This is a genomic window from Pseudomonas sp. GL-B-19 (assembly GCF_019956415.1).
In the GTDB taxonomy this organism is placed as follows: domain Bacteria; phylum Pseudomonadota; class Gammaproteobacteria; order Pseudomonadales; family Pseudomonadaceae; genus Aquipseudomonas.
Genome location: NZ_JAHBDK010000024.1, coordinates 1 through 15,688, shown reverse-complemented (window position 1 = coordinate 15,688; position 15,688 = coordinate 1). Strand labels below are relative to the sequence as shown.

Sequence of the window (15,688 nt, the reverse complement as noted above, 5' to 3'; positions counted from 1 at the left end):
TCCGGCCTTTTGCCATCCGTCGCGCAGCCTTTGATTGTTTCGCGAGCTGTGGCTCCGGCCATATTGCACGCTCTGCCCGGCTAAGTTACTGTGCCCGGACGTATGAATGAGACCTTCCCCGTGTTGATCATCAGTAAACTCCTGGATCAAGTCATCAAGGCACATGCCCGCTGGCGTTGGCGCGCCTGAATTCTTTTTGCCGGCCCCGCCGGACTTGTACCCGCTTTGCCTTCTTTACCTGTTTGAAATGCCGCTTTGCTGGCGCTACTCCAGCACCTGACAAAGCGCAGCGCGCTGCGGGTAAATCATTCGAAGGCCATCTTTAAAGTCAGTGAATTCAAGAGGTTCTAAACGCCATGTTGCTGATGATCGATAACTACGATTCCTTTACCTACAACGTTGTGCAGTACCTCGGTGAGCTCGGCTCCCAGGTCAAAGTCGTGCGCAACGATGAACTGACCATCGCTGAAATCGAAGCCCTCAACCCAGAGCGCATCGTGGTGTCCCCCGGTCCTTGCACCCCGACCGAAGCCGGCATCTCGATTGAAGCGATCAAGCATTTCGCCGGCAAACTGCCGATTCTTGGCGTCTGCCTCGGTCACCAGTCCATCGGCCAGGCCTTTGGCGGTGATGTGGTTCGCGCCCGTCAAGTGATGCACGGAAAGACTAGCCCGGTATTCCACGAGGACAAGGGCGTATTCGAAGGCCTGAATCGCCCGCTGACGGTGACGCGCTATCATTCGCTGATCGTCAAGCGTGAAACCCTGCCAGATTGCCTGGAGCTCACCGCCTGGACCCAGCTTGAAGACGGTTCGGTCGACGAGATCATGGGCTTGCGCCACAAGACACTGAACATCGAAGGCGTGCAGTTCCACCCCGAGTCGATTCTCACCGAGCAGGGCCACGAGCTGTTCGCGAACTTCCTCAAACAAACCGGCGGCACGCGCTAAGGACTTTTCATGAATATCAAGACAGCCCTGGGCCGTATCGTCGATCACCTCGACCTCAGCACCGATGAGATGCGCGATGTGATGCGCGAGATCATGACCGGCCAATGCACGGATGCGCAGATCGGTGCATTCATGATGGCCATGCGCATGAAGAGTGAAAGCATCGACGAAATCGTCGGCGCCGTGTCGGTCATGCGCGAGCTGGCGGACAAGGTCGAACTCAAGACCCTCGACGGCGTGGTTGATGTGGTCGGAACCGGCGGTGACGGTGCCAACATTTTCAACGTGTCGACTGCTTCGTCCTTCGTTGTTGCAGCGGCTGGTTGTACCGTGGCCAAACACGGTAACCGTGCGGTGTCGGGCAAAAGCGGCAGCGCCGATTTGCTGGAGGCGGCGGGCATCTACCTGAATCTGACGCCGGTTCAGGTGGCTCGTTGCATCGACAACGTCGGCATCGGTTTCATGTTCGCCCAGACTCACCACCGTGCGATGAAGTACGCCGCCGGTCCGCGCAAGGAGCTTGGCCTGCGTACCCTGTTCAACATGCTCGGCCCGCTTACGAATCCGGCCGGTGTGAAGCATCAGGTGGTGGGCGTGTTCAACCACGCGTTGTGCCGGCCATTGGCCGAAGTCCTGCAGCGATTGGGCAGCAAGCACGTGCTGGTAGTGCATTCGAAGGATGGCCTGGACGAATTCAGCCTGGCCGCGCCGACCTTTGTGGCGGAATTGAAGAACGACCAGATCACCGAGTATTGGGTCGAGCCAGAAGACCTGGGCATGAAGAGCCAGAGCCTGCACGGGCTGGCAGTTGAAAGCCCGGAGGCCTCGTTGGAGCTGATACGTGATGCCTTGGGCAAACGCAAAACCGAAAGCGGTCAGAAAGCCGCCGAGATGATTATGCTCAATGCCGGTGCCGCGCTGTACGCCGCCGACCATGCAACCAGTTTGAAAGAAGGCGTTGCCCTGGCGCACGATGCGCTGCACACAGGCCTCGCTCGGGAGAAACTGGAGGAGTTGGGTGCATTTACCGCGGTATTCAAAGTGGAGAATGAAGGATGAGTGTACCGACGGTTCTGGAAAACATTCTGGCGCGCAAGGTCCAGGAAGTCGCCGAGCGTAGCGCTCGTGTGAGCCTGGCCGAGCTGGAAAGTCTGGCCAAGGCGGCCGATGCACCCCGTGGTTTTGCCCAGGCGTTGTTGGCGCAAGCCAAGCTCAAGCAGCCGGCGGTGATTGCAGAAATCAAAAAAGCCTCGCCGAGCAAGGGCGTGATCCGCGAGAACTTCGTTCCTGCCGACATCGCCAAGAGCTATGAAAAAGGCGGCGCGACGTGTTTGTCAGTGTTGACCGATATCGATTATTTCCAGGGCGCCGATGCGTATCTGCAACAGGCTCGGGCGGCGTGCAAACTGCCAGTGATCCGCAAGGACTTCATGATCGATCCTTACCAGATCGTCGAAGCGCGGGCGCTGGGTGCCGATTGCGTGTTGTTGATCGTCTCCGCGCTGGATGACGTGAAAATGGCCGAACTGGCTGCCGTGGCAAAAAGTGTCGGCCTCGATGTGCTGGTGGAAGTTCACGACGGCGACGAGCTGGAGCGGGCCTTGAAAACCCTCGACACACCGCTGGTCGGCATCAACAACCGCAACCTGCACACCTTCGATGTCAGCCTGGAAACCACACTCGACCTTTTGCCGCGCATCCCTCGTGATCGTCTGGTGATTACCGAAAGTGGCATCCTCAACCGCGCCGATGTCGAGCTGATGGAAATCAGCGACGTTTATGCGTTCCTGGTTGGCGAGGCGTTCATGCGCGCCGAAAGCCCGGGGACCGAGTTGCAACGTCTGTTCTTCCCGGAGCGCGGTACTGCGGTGAGTGGTTCTACACTCGACTGATTACTTCCAGACCGAGTCGACCCCATCGCGAGCAAGCTCGCTCCCACAGGAGATCTACTGGCACCGCAGATCCAATGTGGGAGCGAGCCTGCTCGCGATGGCGGCATAAGTAACACCATAGACTTCCTGTCCAACGGAATACCTAATGACCTCAATCGTCTCTTTGACTGTCGAAGCCGGCCTGCAAGCCGAACAGGATCTGTTGGCGTCGGTCTGTGCCGACGACGCTGAATTTGGTCTGCTGTTCTGGCAACCCAATGACCGCGCCCTGGTCATGCCCCGGCGCTTGAATCGCCTACCCGGTTTCGATGCGGCCTGCGAAGTTTCAGCCGCTGCCGGTTGGCCGGTCCTATTGCGTGAAACCGGTGGCGAACCGGTGCCGCAATCGGCATCAACCATCAACATCGCACTGGTCTACGCGCCACCACGCAGCGAAGGTGATCAGAACCGGATCGAAACCGCCTATCGCCGACTCTGCGATCCGATCTGCCAGTTGCTGGATGAGCTCGGCGGAGTGTCGTCCCTCGGCGAAATCGATGGCGCATTCTGCGATGGCCGTTTCAACGTCAACCTTGATGGCCGCAAGATGGTCGGTACCGCTCAACGCTGGCGCCAAAGCAAGGGTGGCACGCGCCCGGTCGGGTTGGTGCACGGTGCATTGTTGCTGGATAACGAGCGCGAATCGATGGTAGCGGCGGTCAATCGCTTCAATGAAGCCTGCGGTCTGGAGCAGCGCGTTCGCGCCGAAAGCCACATCGCCCTGCATGAGAAGTTTGCCGCGCCCGATGCGCTCGGGCGGCTCGATGCGCTTTATCGCCAGTTGCTGGCAGACATGTTCAAGGCTTAGCGCGTACCGAAGACCACCATGGTCTTACCTTTGACGTCCACCAGGTTGCGTTCTTCCAGATCCTTAAGCACGCGACCGACCATTTCACGCGAGCAACCGACAATCCGGCCGATCTCCTGGCGGGTCACTTTGATTTGCATGCCGTCCGGGTGGGTCATCGCGTCCGGCTGCTTGCACAGTTCCATCAGGCAACGGGCGACGCGACCTGTCACGTCGAAGAACGCCAGGTCACCGACCTTGCGCGTGGTGTTGCGCAGACGTTGTGCGATTTGTCCGCTGAGGACGTAAAGAATGTCTGGATCTTGCTGGGACAGCTCACGGAATTTCGCGTAGCTGATTTCCGCGACCTCGCATTCGATCTTCGCGCGGACCCAGGCGCTGCGTGCCTGTTCCAGTCCGGCCTGTTCGAACAGGCCCAACTCCCCGAAAAAGTCCCCGGCGTTCAGGTAGGCGATGATCATTTCACGACCGTCGTCATCCTCGATCAGGATCGTGACCGAGCCTTTGATAATGAAGAACAGTGTTTCCGAGCGATCGCCCGCACAAATAATGTTGCTCTTGGCCGCATAGCGACGGCGCTGGCAATGCATCAACAGCTTGTCGAGGTTTTTGATTTTGGGTACTGGGGTAATAGCAACCATGGTTGTATCCCGAAAAGACTTCACGGTGTGTGTTGGTTTTCTTGTGAGTCGCCGACAACGGTCTATGCAAAGCTGGCCATGCGCCAGTGAGTTGGCGCCAGCTTAACAGACACTTCCTACAAGATTTGAGAATTTACCTACGGTGTTGGCACTTGCGTCCTAGGAAGGTGAGACGCTGTCAATCAAAGGCCCTGTGCTAAGCTGGCGACCCTTTTTTAGACAGTGGAGTCTTGGCGATGAAGGCACGCATCCAATGGGCTGGCGAAGCCATGTTCCTCGGTGAATCCGGCAGCGGTCACGTGGTGGTCATGGACGGTCCGCCCGATGCCGGCGGTCGCAACCTGGGTGTCCGGCCGATGGAAATGCTCCTGCTCGGTGTCGGCGGTTGCAGCAACTTCGACGTGGTCAGCATCCTCAAGAAGTCCCGTCAGGCCGTCGAAAGCTGCGAAGCCTTCCTCGAAGCCGAGCGTGCGACCGAGGACCCTAAAGTCTTCACCAAGATTCACATGCATTTCGTGGTCAAGGGGCGTGGGCTGAAAGAAGCCCAGGTCAAGCGCGCCATCGAGTTGTCGGCAGAGAAGTACTGCTCGGCCTCGATCATGTTGGGTGCGGCAGGCGTGGCGATTACCCACGATTACGAGATCATCGAACTCGGTTGAGTCAGGCACAAAAAAGGCGACTCCCTCACGGCAGTCGCCTTTTTTATGTCTGTCGCAAAACCTTTGTAGGAGCAAGGCTTGCCCGCGATAACGTCCTGGAGATCGCCATCGCGGGCAAGCCATGCTCCTACGAAAAGCCCCTGAGGTCAGATCCGATAAGTACTCTTGGTCATTACCTTGGCCATCAGACTCATCCCGAACTTCACCGGAGCCGGAAAACGGAACCCTCCGGCATCCAGCGCACTTTCCGCGTGATGTTCTTCATCAATACGCATCTGCTCAAGAATCGCCCGGGACTTTTCGTCTTCCGCCGGCAATTGCTCAAGGTGTTCATTCAAGTGCTTGCACACTTGATGTTCAGTGGCGGCAACGAACCCCAGGCTGACTTTGTCGCTGATCAACCCGGCCACCGCGCCAATCCCGAACGACATGCCATAAAACAGCGGATTGAGAATGCTGGTGTGACTGCCCAACTGGTGAATGCGTTGCTCGCACCACACCAAATGGTCGATCTCTTCTTCGGCAGCATGCTCCATGGCAGCACGCACATGCGGGAGCTTGGCAGTCAGGGCTTGCCCTTGATACAGCGCCTGAGCACAGACTTCGCCGGTATGGTTGATGCGCATCAGGCCGGCAACGTGCCGGGTGTCTTCATCGCTCAATTTCGCATCGGGCTGAACGATGGCCGGAGACGGACGGTAGGGCTGGCCACTGAAGGGCAACAGGGTGCGCATGGCGGCGTCGGCTTGCAGCAGAAGACGGTCAATCGGCGAGTAGTGACGTTGGGTAGTCATGCTGACCTCCGGGAAAAATCTCGGCGGCCAGTTTAACCCAATCGGCCGGGGAAAGTTTGCGCTGGGTCATGCGGGAGTGGCTGGCCACTCCCTTGCAACAGTCTGTAATCAGCCCGGCGGCCAGTGCATCTGGCGCTGACCCAGCACATGCATATGAATGTGATAGACGGTTTGCCCACCCAGTTCATTGCAATTCATGACCACACGGAAGCCTTTTTCGCAGCCCAGCTCCAGCGCAAGGCGTTGGGCCGTGAACAGGATGTGCCCGGCCAATGCCTTGTCGTCCTCGGTGAGGTCGTTAAGGGTGCGCACGGGTTTTTTCGGGACAACCAGAAAGTGCACCGGTGCCTGTGGGTTGATATCGTGGAAGGCCAGTACCTGGTCGTCCTCGTAAATGATCTTTGCCGGAATTTCCCGGTTGATGATCTTGGTGAACAGAGTATCCACAGCTGTTTTCTCCGTTGTTTTGGCTGGCCTGAGTGTACTCATGGGAGATGCACCCGCCCAGTGTTTTACCGTGAGACGTGTTCAGCGTGGGCAGTAAACCTTGTTGACCATGCCGGCGATTGTCCGGTTTAACCAGCGAGAGCCGAGTCGTGGCAGAAAGGCGCGCCAACGGTTGCGTCGGCCCGGAATAATGATTGCGCGATTTTTTTCCAGGGCTCGCACGGTATAAAGCGCCACTTCTTCGGGACTCATCAGCATTTTGCTGTCGGTCAGTTTGCCGGTGTCCAATTGCGCGGTACGGAAAAAACCGGTGCGCGTCGGGCCGGGGCAGAGCACCGAGACCTTGACTGCACATTTTTTCAGCTCGACGCGCAAACCTTCGGAAAAATGCAGCACATACGCCTTGCTGGCGTAATAGGTGCTCATCCACGGGCCGGGCAGAAACGCGGCGACCGAGGCAACATTGAGGATTTGCCCGCCACCCTGTAAGGCCATGCTGTTCCCGATGGCGTGGCAGAGGCGGGTGAGTGCCAGAATGTTCACTTCGATCAGGTCCTGCTCGGTCATCCAGTCTTGAGCGAGAAAGGGACCGCAAGTCCCCATGCCAGCGCAGTTCACCAGCAAATCAATTTGACGGTCGCCTTCCTCCAGTTCCAGCAGAAACCCCGACAACCGCAGCGGCTCGCCGAGGTCACAGGCACGGAAAAGCACTTCCACGCCAAAACGTTGAGTCAGTTCAATCGCAATACTTTCCAGCTGATCACGTTGTCGGGCCACCAGAATCAGGCTGCGGCCACGCCGGGCCAGCGCTTCGGCCATCGCCAGGCCGATGCCGCTGGAAGCGCCGGTGATCAGAGCGTAACGGGTCATGCAGTTCTCCATCGCAACAGCTCCGCGCCGCGACGCAGGTGTCACGGGCGGGGAGCGCTGTTTATTCTTTCGCAGAGTCTACAGGGGACTGGGCTTCTTCGGCTTCATCGTCTGCAGAATCCGGTGTGGTTTCGGTCGCTTCGGCCGGCTCGACTTCAACCTCGTCGGTCGTCACCGAGCTGCTGTCATAGCTGCTTTCAGTGGCGCTTTCATACTCTTGCTGAATCGCAGTAAAACCGCCGGACAGCGCCGCCACGAAGACGATGGCGATAAACACCACCCACAGCGAAGACAGCACTTTGACGGCGGTGCTGTTGGGCGGTGGCTGCGGGCCGTAGCGATTGGCGATGTTGGAGCCGGGAACGACCATGATCACGAACGGAAAGAGGCTGCCCACGAACGGGACGAAATTCAACAGCCAAAGCCACCCGGACCAGCCGATATCGTGCAAACGCTGCACGCTGATCTGAATACTGACGACCACGACTGCGATGAACAGGATCAGCGCCACCAGGCCACCGCCAATCAGGCCGGCACTCGAGTCTGCGCTGATCAGCGCAACGGCGAAAACGGCGAGTGCCGATCCGACACCCAGCATCACAAGGGTCAGGACCATCGTCCAGGCCAGATAACGCAAGCGGCCGATGCGCCCTTCAAAGCTGAACGGCTTGAGTGTGGCGAACGCGGGCAGGCTTTCACCGACGCTAGCCTGAGGCGGAGCGTAAGGGGACACCGGGTCGACGAAAACAGGTTGGGCCTTGGCGGGAACGTGTTCGTGAGCGTCGGTCAGGTTCAGCTCAATGGACGATTCACTTTCGATCCGCGCATTGATGCCGGTTTTCGTCAGTGCCTGAAGGTAGGTTTGCGCCTCGACTTGCGACAAACCTTGTTTGAGCGCGACGGTCTTGCCCGTGAACAGCCGCTCGATCGCTGCGACTTCGCTTTTGTACAGCTCGGCGAGATTCTGTTTGGCGGTCGTAAGGTCAAAACCTGGCAGCAGAGCGCCGTCGAATACGATCTTGAAACGGTTTTCGCTCATTACGAGGCATCCTTGTCGCGAGTGTTTAAGTTAGGAAGTGTTGCAGGCATGGATGGAGTGTAGGGCCAGCCGGGCGGGGCTGGCCGAAACTTTCACCTCAGCGCGGCCAGCGTTTTGGCAGCTGTGCCGCCAATTCCAGTGCCTTGCGATATTCCGCGTCCAGCCGTGCGACCAATTGATCGACACTCGGCAAATCATCGATTTCCCCGACGCCCTGGCCCGCTGACCACACGGTTTTCCAGGCCTTGGCTTCATCGCTGATCGGTTTGAGTTTGGAGCCGAAGTTGACCTCACCCTTGTTTTGTAGGGCTGCCATGTCGAAACCTGCAGCTTCCAGGCTTTGACGCATGAAACTCGCCGGTACGCCCGACACCGCTGGAGTATGGACGATGTCCGCCGCCCTGGAAGTCAGCAGCATTTCCTTGTAGGCGTCAGGCGCATGACTTTCAGTGGTGCCGATAAATCGCGTGCCGAAGTAGGCCAAATCCGCACCGAGCAATTGCGCGGCAAGAATCTCGTGGCCGTGGTTCAGGCAGCCGGCCAGCAGCAGGGTTTTGTCGAGGAACTGACGAATTTCCGCGATCAGAGAGAACGGGCTCCAGGTGCCAGCGTGGCCTCCAGCGCCCGCGGCCACGGCTATCAAACCGTCCACTCCAGCCTCGGCGGCTTTTTCCGCATGGCGGCGAGTGGTCACGTCGTGGAACACCAAACCGCCGTAGCTATGCACGGCGTCGACCACTTCTTTCACGGCGCCCAGGCTGGTAATCACAATCGGCACTTTGTGCTCGATACAGATCTGCAGATCCGCTTGCAGGCGCGGGTTGCTGTTGTGGACGATCAGATTGACCGCATAAGGTGCCGGGTTCTCCAGTGTCGCCAAACCTGCTTCGATCTCTTCCAGCCAGGCCTTGAAACCGCTGCTCTCGCGCTGGTTCAGCGCGGGGAAACTGCCGACCACGCCATTACGGCAGCAGGCGAGCACCAATTGCGGATTGGAAATCAGGAACATCGGCGCAGCCACCACGGGCAGACGCAAACGTTGTTCGAGCAGAGCGGGCAGCGACATTGGAGGTACCCCGGTGAGTTGTGCTTATTGACGTTAGAACGGCCGAACCACGACCAGAATTACGATAGCCAGCAATATCAGAACCGGGACTTCATTGAACCAGCGATAAAAGACATGGCTGCGGGTGTTTTCGCCACGGGCAAAACGCTTCACCTGCGCGCCGCACATGTGGTGATAGCCGATCAGGATCACAACCAGCGTCAGTTTGGCGTGAAACCACCCGCCCTGACTGAAGATGCTCGGGTTGAGGCCGATCAGCGCGATACCGAAAATCAGGGTGGCGATCATCGCCGGGCCCATGATGCCGCGGTAGAGTTTGCGCTCCATGATGCTGAAGCGTTCCTTGCTGACGGTGTCTTCACTTTGCGCGTGATAAACGAACAGGCGCGGCAGGTAGAACAGGCCGGCAAACCAGCAGACCATGCTGACGATGTGAAGCGCTTTGAGCCACAGATAAAGCATTTTGAGTTATTCCCAGGTTCACGGTAGCGAAGATAGTAGAGGGTAGAGCGTCCGCACGTCACCTTGACGGTTGTCGCAGGACGATACGCACCCTATTATCGACGGCTTTCCAGTGGGTTCGTTGAGGGCAGGTTTATGGTCAAGGTCGGTATCGTCGGCGGCACGGGTTACACCGGTGTCGAACTGCTGCGTCTGTTGGCACAGCATCCGCAAGCTGAAGTGGTAGTGATCACTTCCCGATCCGAGGCTGGCCTGGCCGTGGCCGACATGTACCCGAACCTGCGCGGCCATTACGACGGCTTGGCGTTCAGCGTTCCGGACATCAAGACGCTGGGCGCCTGTGATGTGGTGTTCTTCGCCACGCCTCACGGTGTTGCCCATGCGTTGGCCGGCGAACTGCTGGCGGCCGGGACAAAGGTCATCGACCTGTCGGCGGACTTCCGTCTGCAAGACGCCGCAGAGTGGGCCAAGTGGTACGGCCAGCCGCACGGTGCGCCGGAACTGCTGGAAGAAGCGGTCTATGGCTTGCCGGAAGTCAATCGTGAGCAGATCAAGGATGCTCGCTTGATCGCCGTTCCGGGTTGCTACCCGACCGCTACGCAATTGGGTTTCCTGCCGCTGCTCGAAGCGGGCCTGGCGGATACCACTCGCTTGATCGCTGACTGCAAATCCGGTGTCAGCGGTGCCGGGCGTGGTGCCTCCGTGGGATCGCTGTACTCCGAGACGTCGGAAAGCATGAAAGCTTACTCGGTCAAAGGTCATCGTCACTTGCCGGAAATCCGCCAGGGGCTGCGTCGCGCAGCGGGCAAGGATGTCGGTCTGACGTTCGTTCCGCACCTGACGCCAATGATTCGTGGCATTCACTCGACGCTTTACGCGACCGTCGTGGATCGCTCGGTCGATCTGCAAGCGTTGTTTGAAAAGCGTTATGCCAACGAACCGTTCGTCGACGTGATGCCTGCCGGCAGCCATCCAGAAACCCGCAGTGTGCGCGGTGCCAACGTGTGCCGTATTGCCGTGCATCGTCCGCAGGATGGCGATCTGGTGGTGGTGCTGTCGGTGATCGACAACCTGGTCAAAGGCGCGTCGGGTCAGGCGGTGCAGAACATGAACATCCTGTTTGGTCTGGATGAGCGTCTGGGCTTGTCCCACGCGGGCATGCTGCCGTAAGGCTCTAACCCGCACAGCAAAAAGGCTCATTCATTGGGCCTTTTTGCATTCTGGTCTGACGATTTGCTTGATTGATATACCGTAACAATAGTTGACCGATTTTCTAGGACAAGCGGATAATGCGCGTCATCACGCATTATGGCGGCGTAACGCCGGGAGATAGTCAGCATGAGCGTCGAATCCTTCACCCCCACGGCTTTGCAATTCACCCACGGTGCCGCGCACAAGGTGAAGAGCCTGGTCGATGAAGAGGGGAATGATCGCTTGAAGCTGCGCGTATTTGTTACGGGCGGCGGTTGTTCAGGTTTTCAGTACGGCTTTACCTTCGATGAAGAAGTGGCCGATGACGACACCATCGTCGAGCGTGAAGGCGTGAGCCTGGTCGTGGACCCGATGAGCTTCCAGTACCTGGCAGGTGCCGAGGTGGATTATCAGGAAGGTCTGGAAGGTTCGCGCTTCGTGATCAAGAACCCGAACGCCAGCACTACTTGTGGCTGCGGCTCTTCGTTCTCGATCTGATCGCACTTCAGCGCAATTCAAAACGCCGCAGAACCTCATGGGTTGTGCGGCGTTTTGCTGTCTGTCGCTCAGGCGGGGTAGATAGCGCCGAGTACGCGCAGGCCGCGAGCGCCGGTGACGCTGGGGCGATTGGCGGCGATGCCTTCGAGACAGCAATGGGCCAGCCAGGCGAATGCCATGGCTTCAACCCAGTCGGGGTCTACACCATGAGTGGCGGTGCTGCTGACTTGCGCATTCGGCAGTAAGTCGGCCAAGCGCTTCATCAGCGTGGCGTTGTGCGCGCCGCCACCGCAGACCAGCAATTCTTGAGTATCCGATTGGGCGTGTTGCAGTGACTCGATGATGGTCATTGCGGTGAGCTCAAGCAGGGTAGCTTGCACGTCTTCGGCAGTGAAAGTCGGTAGTGTCGTGAGGTGCTGCGTCAGCCATGGCAGGTTAAACACTTCGCGGCCGGTGCTTTTGGGGCCTTTGGTCACGAAGAAGGGATCACTGAGCAGTTCATTCAGCAGTGCCGGTTCGACGTTACCGCTGGCAGCCCATTGGCCGTCGCGATCAAAATTGTCGCCGCGCTGCTGCTGGATCCAGGCATCCAGCAGCACATTGCCCGGGCCGCAGTCGAAACCCGCAACGGGTTTGCCGGGTTCGATCAGGCTGAGATTACTGAATCCACCAACGTTCAATACCGCGCGATTACCGGCGCGTTCATCAAACAAGGCTTCGTGGAACGCTGGAACCAGTGGCGCACCTTGTCCGCCAGCAGCAACATCGCGACTGCGGAAATCACTGACCACGGTGATGCCGGTCAACTCGGTCAGCAGGGCGGGGTTACCGATCTGCACCGTGAAGCCGCGCGCCGGCTCGTGGCGAATGGTCTGGCCGTGGCTGCCTATCGCGCGAACGTCTTCTGGCTTGAGGTTTTGTTGATCAAGCAGGGTATGAATGCCTTGGGCGGCCAGTTTCACCCAGTTTTGTTGGGCGATGGCGGAGCGGGCAATCTCATCCGGGCCGCTGGCGCACAAGCCAAGCAGCTCGGTGCGCAGGGATTCAGGCATGGGAATGTAGTGCGTGGCGATCAGCTTGATCGCCGGGGAGAGTTCAACCAGTGCGATGTCCAGGCCATCGAGACTGGTTCCGGACATCACACCTATATAGAGCGTCATGGCTTAGCGCTTGCTCGAAGCCAGCATGGTGGATTTCTCTTGATCCATGCGCGCCATCAACGGTTGGCTCTGCGCAAGGAAACGTGCGCGCTCGGCTTTGGAGATTGGATCAGCCATCGCCACCTTCTGGCCTAGTGGGTCGACGTGCACGCCATTGACCTGGAACTCGTAATGCAAATGCGGCCCGGTGGAAAGTCCGGTGGTGCCGATGTAGCCGATCACCTGGCCCTGTTTAACCGTGCCGCCAGTCTTTACGCCTTTGGCGAAGCCTTGCATGTGACCATACAGCGTGGTGTAGGTGGCGCCGTGCTGGATGATTACGGTATTGCCGTAGCCACCGCGGCGACCGGCCAACATTACTTTACCGTCACCGGCAGCCTTGATCGGTGTGCCGCGCGGTGCTGCATAGTCGACGCCTTTGTGGGCGCGGATCTTGTTCAGGATCGGGTGTTTGCGCCCCATGGAGAATTTCGAACTGATGCGGGCAAAGTCTACCGGGGTGCGGATGAACGCTTTGCGCATGCTGTTGCCATCAGCGGTGTAGTAACTGGCGTTGCCCTGTTTGTTGGTGTAACGCACGGCGGTATAGGTCTTGCCGCGGTTGGTGAACCGCGCTGAGAGTATCGGGCCATTGCCGACAGCCTTGCCGTTGACGACTTTCTGCTCATAGATCACATCGAATTCGTCACCCTGGCGAATATCCTGGGCGAAGTCGACGTCGTAACCAAACACGCTGGCCATGTCCATGGTCAGGCTGTGGGAGAGCCCGGCGCGAGCAGCGGATTGCGACAACGAACTGTTGATCACGCCATGAACGTAGGCGGAGCGCACGGAAGGCTTGGAGGTGATGCGGTTGAACACATAACCCTTGTCATTCTTTGTCAGGGTAATGCTTTCGAGGTCGCTGAGCTTGCTGTGCAGGTTGGTCAGCTGGCCTTCTGGGTTTAGTTCGAATTCGAGCTTCTGGCCATGTTTAAGCTGGCTGAACTGCTTGGCTTGCTTGTCGCTGGCCAGGATTTCATGCACCGACGTGGCCGGGAGGCCGACTTTTTCAAACAGAGTGGACAGCGTATCGCCTTTGGTGACGATCACTTCCCTGTGGCTTGGAGACTTCTTTTCTTCAACCGCAGGCGTGGCTTGAGCGGTTTCCTGCGGTTCTTCGGTGCTGTTTTCGATCTGCGCGAAAGGGGTGACTACAGGCTCATTTGTGGCTTGAGCGGCGTCAGCAGCGTCTTGGTCTTGTGACAGTTGTTCAGCAGGGCTTTCCAGTTCAAGACTCAGGGTGGTCCTTTTGGCTTCAACATCGCTGGAAGGGAATACCAGAAGCGCCAGGCTCAGCAGGGCGGCGATGCCACTTGCTGCGAGCAAGTGAGTCTTCGGGTAAAGCGGCGGCGCTTTAGACGATTCTTTGGTCATAAGTGATTTTTTGACTTTGAAAAAGATGAATTGGAAAAGATGAATGACATGATGAAGATGAAATAACTGTATAAAATATAACCAAATCATCTCTGAAGCAAGTCCGCGGACACTCTGCCGACGGATTGGCGTCATTGCGCCGGCCAAACTTTGTATTTGACGCGTGATCTTGTATGGTTGGTCCCCTTTGAATTCGAGCCTTGCGGGTCTGTTATGAAGTCGGTTGAAGAGCAGCTAGCGCTGATTAAACGTGGTGCGGAAGAACTGTTGGTCGAGTCCGAGCTGATCGAGAAGCTCAAACGTGGCCAGCCGCTACGTATTAAGGCTGGCTTCGATCCGACTGCGCCGGATTTGCACCTGGGTCACACCGTGCTTATTAATAAGCTGCGTCAGTTCCAGGATCTGGGGCATCAGGTGATCTTCCTGATAGGTGACTTCACCGGGATGATCGGTGATCCGAGCGGTAAGAGCGCGACACGTCCGCCGCTTACCCGTGAGCAGGTTCTCGAGAATGCCGAGACCTACAAGACTCAAGTCTTCAAGATTCTTGATCCGGCAAAAACCGAAGTTGCATTCAACTCCACCTGGATGGATCAGATGGCGCCGGCAGACTTCATTCGCCTGACTTCGCAGTACACGGTTGCTCGCATGCTCGAGCGCGACGACTTCGACAAGCGCTACACGACCAATCAGCCAATCGCTATCCACGAGTTCCTCTATCCGCTGGTTCAGGGGTACGACTCGGTGGCGTTGCGTGCGGATATCGAGTTGGGCGGGACCGACCAGAAGTTCAACCTGCTGATGGGGCGCGAGCTGCAACGCGGGTATGGTCAAGAGCCGCAGTGCATTCTGACGATGCCGTTGCTCGAAGGTCTGGATGGCGTGAAGAAGATGTCCAAGTCCTTGGGCAACTACGTCGGTATCCAGGAAGCACCGGGTGTCATGTACAGCAAGCTGGTTTCCATTCCGGATGCGCTGATGTGGCGCTACTTCGAGCTGCTCAGCTTCCGCTCCATGGATGAGATCAATGCATTCCAATCGGATGTCGAGGCTGGTGCGAATCCGCGTGACATCAAGATCAAACTGGCAGAAGAGATCGTTGCGCGTTTCCATGGTGAGGAGGCTGCGGCCAATGCTCACCGCGGAGCGGGCAATCGTATGAAAGAAGGCGAGCTGCCAGATGATTTGCCGGAAATCGAATTGACTGCTGCCGAAGATATGCCGATTGCGGCTGTTCTTAATAAAGCAGGGCTGGTGAAGAATTCGGCGGTGGCGCGTGATCTGTTGAGCTCTGGCGGTGTGCGTATAGATGGTGAGGTGGTCGATCGCACCTTTATATACGTATTGGGCGCAACGCACGTTTGCCAGGCTGGCAAGAAGTCATTTGCGCGAATTACGCTGAAATCCGAGTAAAGCCGCAATCAGTGCTTGACGGCAGATTCTGGATGTCTATAATTCGCCCCACTTCCGGCGCAGTCGAAACGGAAAACTCCTTGGTAAACAAAGAGTTACGCGGTTTTCGGCAGCAAGCGGCTTCAGTTCATCGAAGCCCGAAAGGAGTTGAAAAAGAGGTGTTGACAGCAGCGTGTAACGCTGTAGAATTCGCCTCCCGCTGACGAGAGATCGAAGGCGCAAGTGGTTGAAGTTACAAAGGAAACTTTGAAAACTTCTGAAAATAACCGCTTGACAGCAACAGAGGCTGCTGTAGAATGCGCGCCTCGGTTGAGACGAAAGATCTTAACCAACCGCTCTTTAA

General features: G+C 57.7%; 17 protein-coding genes and 1 pseudogene. 8 read left to right on the top strand and 10 right to left on the bottom strand.

Annotation, left to right across the window (positions count from 1 at the left end; all coding sequences use genetic code 11):
- Positions 1-356 precede the first annotated feature (356 nt).
- The 4 genes from KGB06_RS10155 to KGB06_RS10140 all read left to right on the top strand — a co-directional run bounded on the left by KGB06_RS10155 (position 357) and on the right by KGB06_RS10140 (position 3,689).
- A complete protein-coding gene (locus tag KGB06_RS10155; RefSeq protein WP_007906885.1) occupies positions 357-950 on the top strand; it encodes an aminodeoxychorismate/anthranilate synthase component II in 594 nt (197 codons plus the stop codon).
- 9 nt (positions 951-959) lie between these two features.
- Positions 960-2,009, top strand: a complete 1,050-nt coding sequence (gene trpD, locus KGB06_RS10150; protein ID WP_223514857.1) for an anthranilate phosphoribosyltransferase — start codon at positions 960-962, stop codon at positions 2,007-2,009.
- Positions 2,006-2,842, top strand: coding sequence for an indole-3-glycerol phosphate synthase TrpC (gene trpC / locus KGB06_RS10145; protein WP_223514854.1), 837 nt, complete (start codon positions 2,006-2,008; stop codon positions 2,840-2,842). Before trpD ends, trpC begins: the two co-directional genes overlap by 4 nt.
- Before the next feature lie 145 nt (positions 2,843-2,987).
- Positions 2,988-3,689: a biotin/lipoate A/B protein ligase family protein gene (locus KGB06_RS10140; protein WP_223514839.1), complete on the top strand. Its 702-nt coding sequence runs from the start codon at positions 2,988-2,990 to the stop codon at positions 3,687-3,689.
- Here KGB06_RS10140 and crp read toward each other — a convergent pair.
- Complete coding sequence (crp, locus tag KGB06_RS10135) at positions 3,686-4,330, bottom strand: cAMP-activated global transcriptional regulator CRP (protein ID WP_223514837.1); 645 nt, start codon at positions 4,328-4,330, stop codon at positions 3,686-3,688. The two genes, KGB06_RS10140 and crp, sit on opposite strands and share 4 nt — an antisense overlap.
- Before the next feature lie 236 nt (positions 4,331-4,566).
- On the opposite strand from crp, the gene KGB06_RS10130 reads away from it, so the two are divergent.
- Complete coding sequence (locus tag KGB06_RS10130; protein ID WP_007941657.1) at positions 4,567-4,989, top strand: OsmC family protein; 423 nt, start codon at positions 4,567-4,569, stop codon at positions 4,987-4,989.
- A gap of 146 nt (positions 4,990-5,135) precedes the next feature.
- On the opposite strand, the gene coq7 is transcribed toward KGB06_RS10130, so the two are convergent.
- From coq7 to hemJ, 6 genes are all read right to left on the bottom strand, one after another.
- Positions 5,136-5,783, bottom strand: coding sequence for a 2-polyprenyl-3-methyl-6-methoxy-1,4-benzoquinone monooxygenase (coq7, locus tag KGB06_RS10125; RefSeq protein ID WP_223514821.1), 648 nt, complete (start codon positions 5,781-5,783; stop codon positions 5,136-5,138).
- A 108-nt stretch (positions 5,784-5,891) separates the two neighbouring features.
- Entirely contained in the window at positions 5,892-6,230 is a 339-nt protein-coding gene (locus KGB06_RS10120; RefSeq protein ID WP_223514819.1) for a histidine triad nucleotide-binding protein, read from the bottom strand.
- An 81-nt stretch (positions 6,231-6,311) separates the two neighbouring features.
- Positions 6,312-7,100: an SDR family NAD(P)-dependent oxidoreductase gene (locus tag KGB06_RS10115; protein ID WP_223514816.1), complete on the bottom strand. Its 789-nt coding sequence runs from the start codon at positions 7,098-7,100 to the stop codon at positions 6,312-6,314.
- 61 nt (positions 7,101-7,161) lie between these two features.
- Positions 7,162-8,139 carry a DUF805 domain-containing protein gene (locus tag KGB06_RS10110; RefSeq protein ID WP_223514813.1) on the bottom strand — a complete coding sequence of 326 codons (978 nt, stop codon included), beginning with the start codon at positions 8,137-8,139 and terminating at the stop codon, positions 7,162-7,164.
- Between the two features lie 97 nt (positions 8,140-8,236).
- Complete coding sequence (locus KGB06_RS10105) at positions 8,237-9,205, bottom strand: NAD(P)H-dependent flavin oxidoreductase (protein WP_223514810.1); 969 nt, start codon at positions 9,203-9,205, stop codon at positions 8,237-8,239.
- A gap of 33 nt (positions 9,206-9,238) precedes the next feature.
- Positions 9,239-9,667: a protoporphyrinogen oxidase HemJ gene (gene hemJ, locus KGB06_RS10100; protein ID WP_223514807.1), complete on the bottom strand. Its 429-nt coding sequence runs from the start codon at positions 9,665-9,667 to the stop codon at positions 9,239-9,241.
- Positions 9,668-9,802: 135 nt separating this feature from the next.
- Here hemJ and argC point away from each other — a divergent pair, with 135 nt between their 5' ends.
- Both argC and erpA read left to right on the top strand, forming a co-directional pair.
- The gene (argC, locus tag KGB06_RS10095) at positions 9,803-10,837 is read left to right on the top strand and encodes an N-acetyl-gamma-glutamyl-phosphate reductase (RefSeq protein ID WP_150780472.1); all 1,035 of its coding nucleotides are present in this window, start codon (positions 9,803-9,805) and stop codon (positions 10,835-10,837) included.
- A 168-nt stretch (positions 10,838-11,005) separates the two neighbouring features.
- Positions 11,006-11,356, top strand: coding sequence for an iron-sulfur cluster insertion protein ErpA (erpA, locus tag KGB06_RS10090; RefSeq protein WP_007947969.1), 351 nt, complete (start codon positions 11,006-11,008; stop codon positions 11,354-11,356).
- A gap of 68 nt (positions 11,357-11,424) precedes the next feature.
- Here the strand turns inward: erpA and KGB06_RS10085 are convergent, their stop codons facing one another.
- Positions 11,425-12,516, bottom strand: coding sequence for an anhydro-N-acetylmuramic acid kinase (locus tag KGB06_RS10085; RefSeq protein WP_223514804.1), 1,092 nt, complete (start codon positions 12,514-12,516; stop codon positions 11,425-11,427).
- 3 nt (positions 12,517-12,519) lie between these two features.
- A complete protein-coding gene (locus KGB06_RS10080; RefSeq protein ID WP_223514801.1) occupies positions 12,520-13,932 on the bottom strand; it encodes a peptidoglycan DD-metalloendopeptidase family protein in 1,413 nt (470 codons plus the stop codon).
- Between the two features lie 213 nt (positions 13,933-14,145).
- Between KGB06_RS10080 and tyrS the strand changes: the two genes are divergently transcribed.
- On the top strand, positions 14,146-15,345 hold the full coding sequence (gene tyrS, locus KGB06_RS10075) for a tyrosine--tRNA ligase (protein ID WP_223514798.1): 1,200 nt from the start codon (positions 14,146-14,148) through the stop codon (positions 15,343-15,345).
- Between the two features lie 122 nt (positions 15,346-15,467).
- Here tyrS and KGB06_RS10070 read toward each other — a convergent pair.
- A pseudogene (locus tag KGB06_RS10070) lies at positions 15,468-15,688 on the bottom strand (hypothetical protein); the annotation flags it as partial.

Excerpts from the sequence above, each read along its gene's own strand:
- KGB06_RS10155 (WP_007906885.1), top strand. The coding sequence starts at position 357 with ATGTTGCTGATGATCGATAACTACGATTCCTTTACCTACAACGTTGTG.
- trpD (WP_223514857.1), top strand. The coding sequence starts at position 960 with ATGAATATCAAGACAGCCCTGGGCCGTATCGTCGATCACCTCGACCTC.
- trpC (WP_223514854.1), top strand. The coding sequence starts at position 2,006 with ATGAGTGTACCGACGGTTCTGGAAAACATTCTGGCGCGCAAGGTCCAG.
- KGB06_RS10140 (WP_223514839.1), top strand. The coding sequence starts at position 2,988 with ATGACCTCAATCGTCTCTTTGACTGTCGAAGCCGGCCTGCAAGCCGAA.
- crp (WP_223514837.1), bottom strand. The coding sequence starts at position 4,330 with ATGGTTGCTATTACCCCAGTACCCAAAATCAAAAACCTCGACAAGCTG.
- KGB06_RS10130 (WP_007941657.1), top strand. The coding sequence starts at position 4,567 with ATGAAGGCACGCATCCAATGGGCTGGCGAAGCCATGTTCCTCGGTGAA.
- coq7 (WP_223514821.1), bottom strand. The coding sequence starts at position 5,783 with ATGACTACCCAACGTCACTACTCGCCGATTGACCGTCTTCTGCTGCAA.
- KGB06_RS10115 (WP_223514816.1), bottom strand. The coding sequence starts at position 7,100 with ATGACCCGTTACGCTCTGATCACCGGCGCTTCCAGCGGCATCGGCCTG.
- KGB06_RS10110 (WP_223514813.1), bottom strand. The coding sequence starts at position 8,139 with ATGAGCGAAAACCGTTTCAAGATCGTATTCGACGGCGCTCTGCTGCCA.
- KGB06_RS10105 (WP_223514810.1), bottom strand. The coding sequence starts at position 9,205 with ATGTCGCTGCCCGCTCTGCTCGAACAACGTTTGCGTCTGCCCGTGGTG.
- hemJ (WP_223514807.1), bottom strand. The coding sequence starts at position 9,667 with ATGCTTTATCTGTGGCTCAAAGCGCTTCACATCGTCAGCATGGTCTGC.
- argC (WP_150780472.1), top strand. The coding sequence starts at position 9,803 with ATGGTCAAGGTCGGTATCGTCGGCGGCACGGGTTACACCGGTGTCGAA.
- erpA (WP_007947969.1), top strand. The coding sequence starts at position 11,006 with ATGAGCGTCGAATCCTTCACCCCCACGGCTTTGCAATTCACCCACGGT.
- KGB06_RS10085 (WP_223514804.1), bottom strand. The coding sequence starts at position 12,516 with ATGACGCTCTATATAGGTGTGATGTCCGGAACCAGTCTCGATGGCCTG.
- KGB06_RS10080 (WP_223514801.1), bottom strand. The coding sequence starts at position 13,932 with ATGACCAAAGAATCGTCTAAAGCGCCGCCGCTTTACCCGAAGACTCAC.
- tyrS (WP_223514798.1), top strand. The coding sequence starts at position 14,146 with ATGAAGTCGGTTGAAGAGCAGCTAGCGCTGATTAAACGTGGTGCGGAA.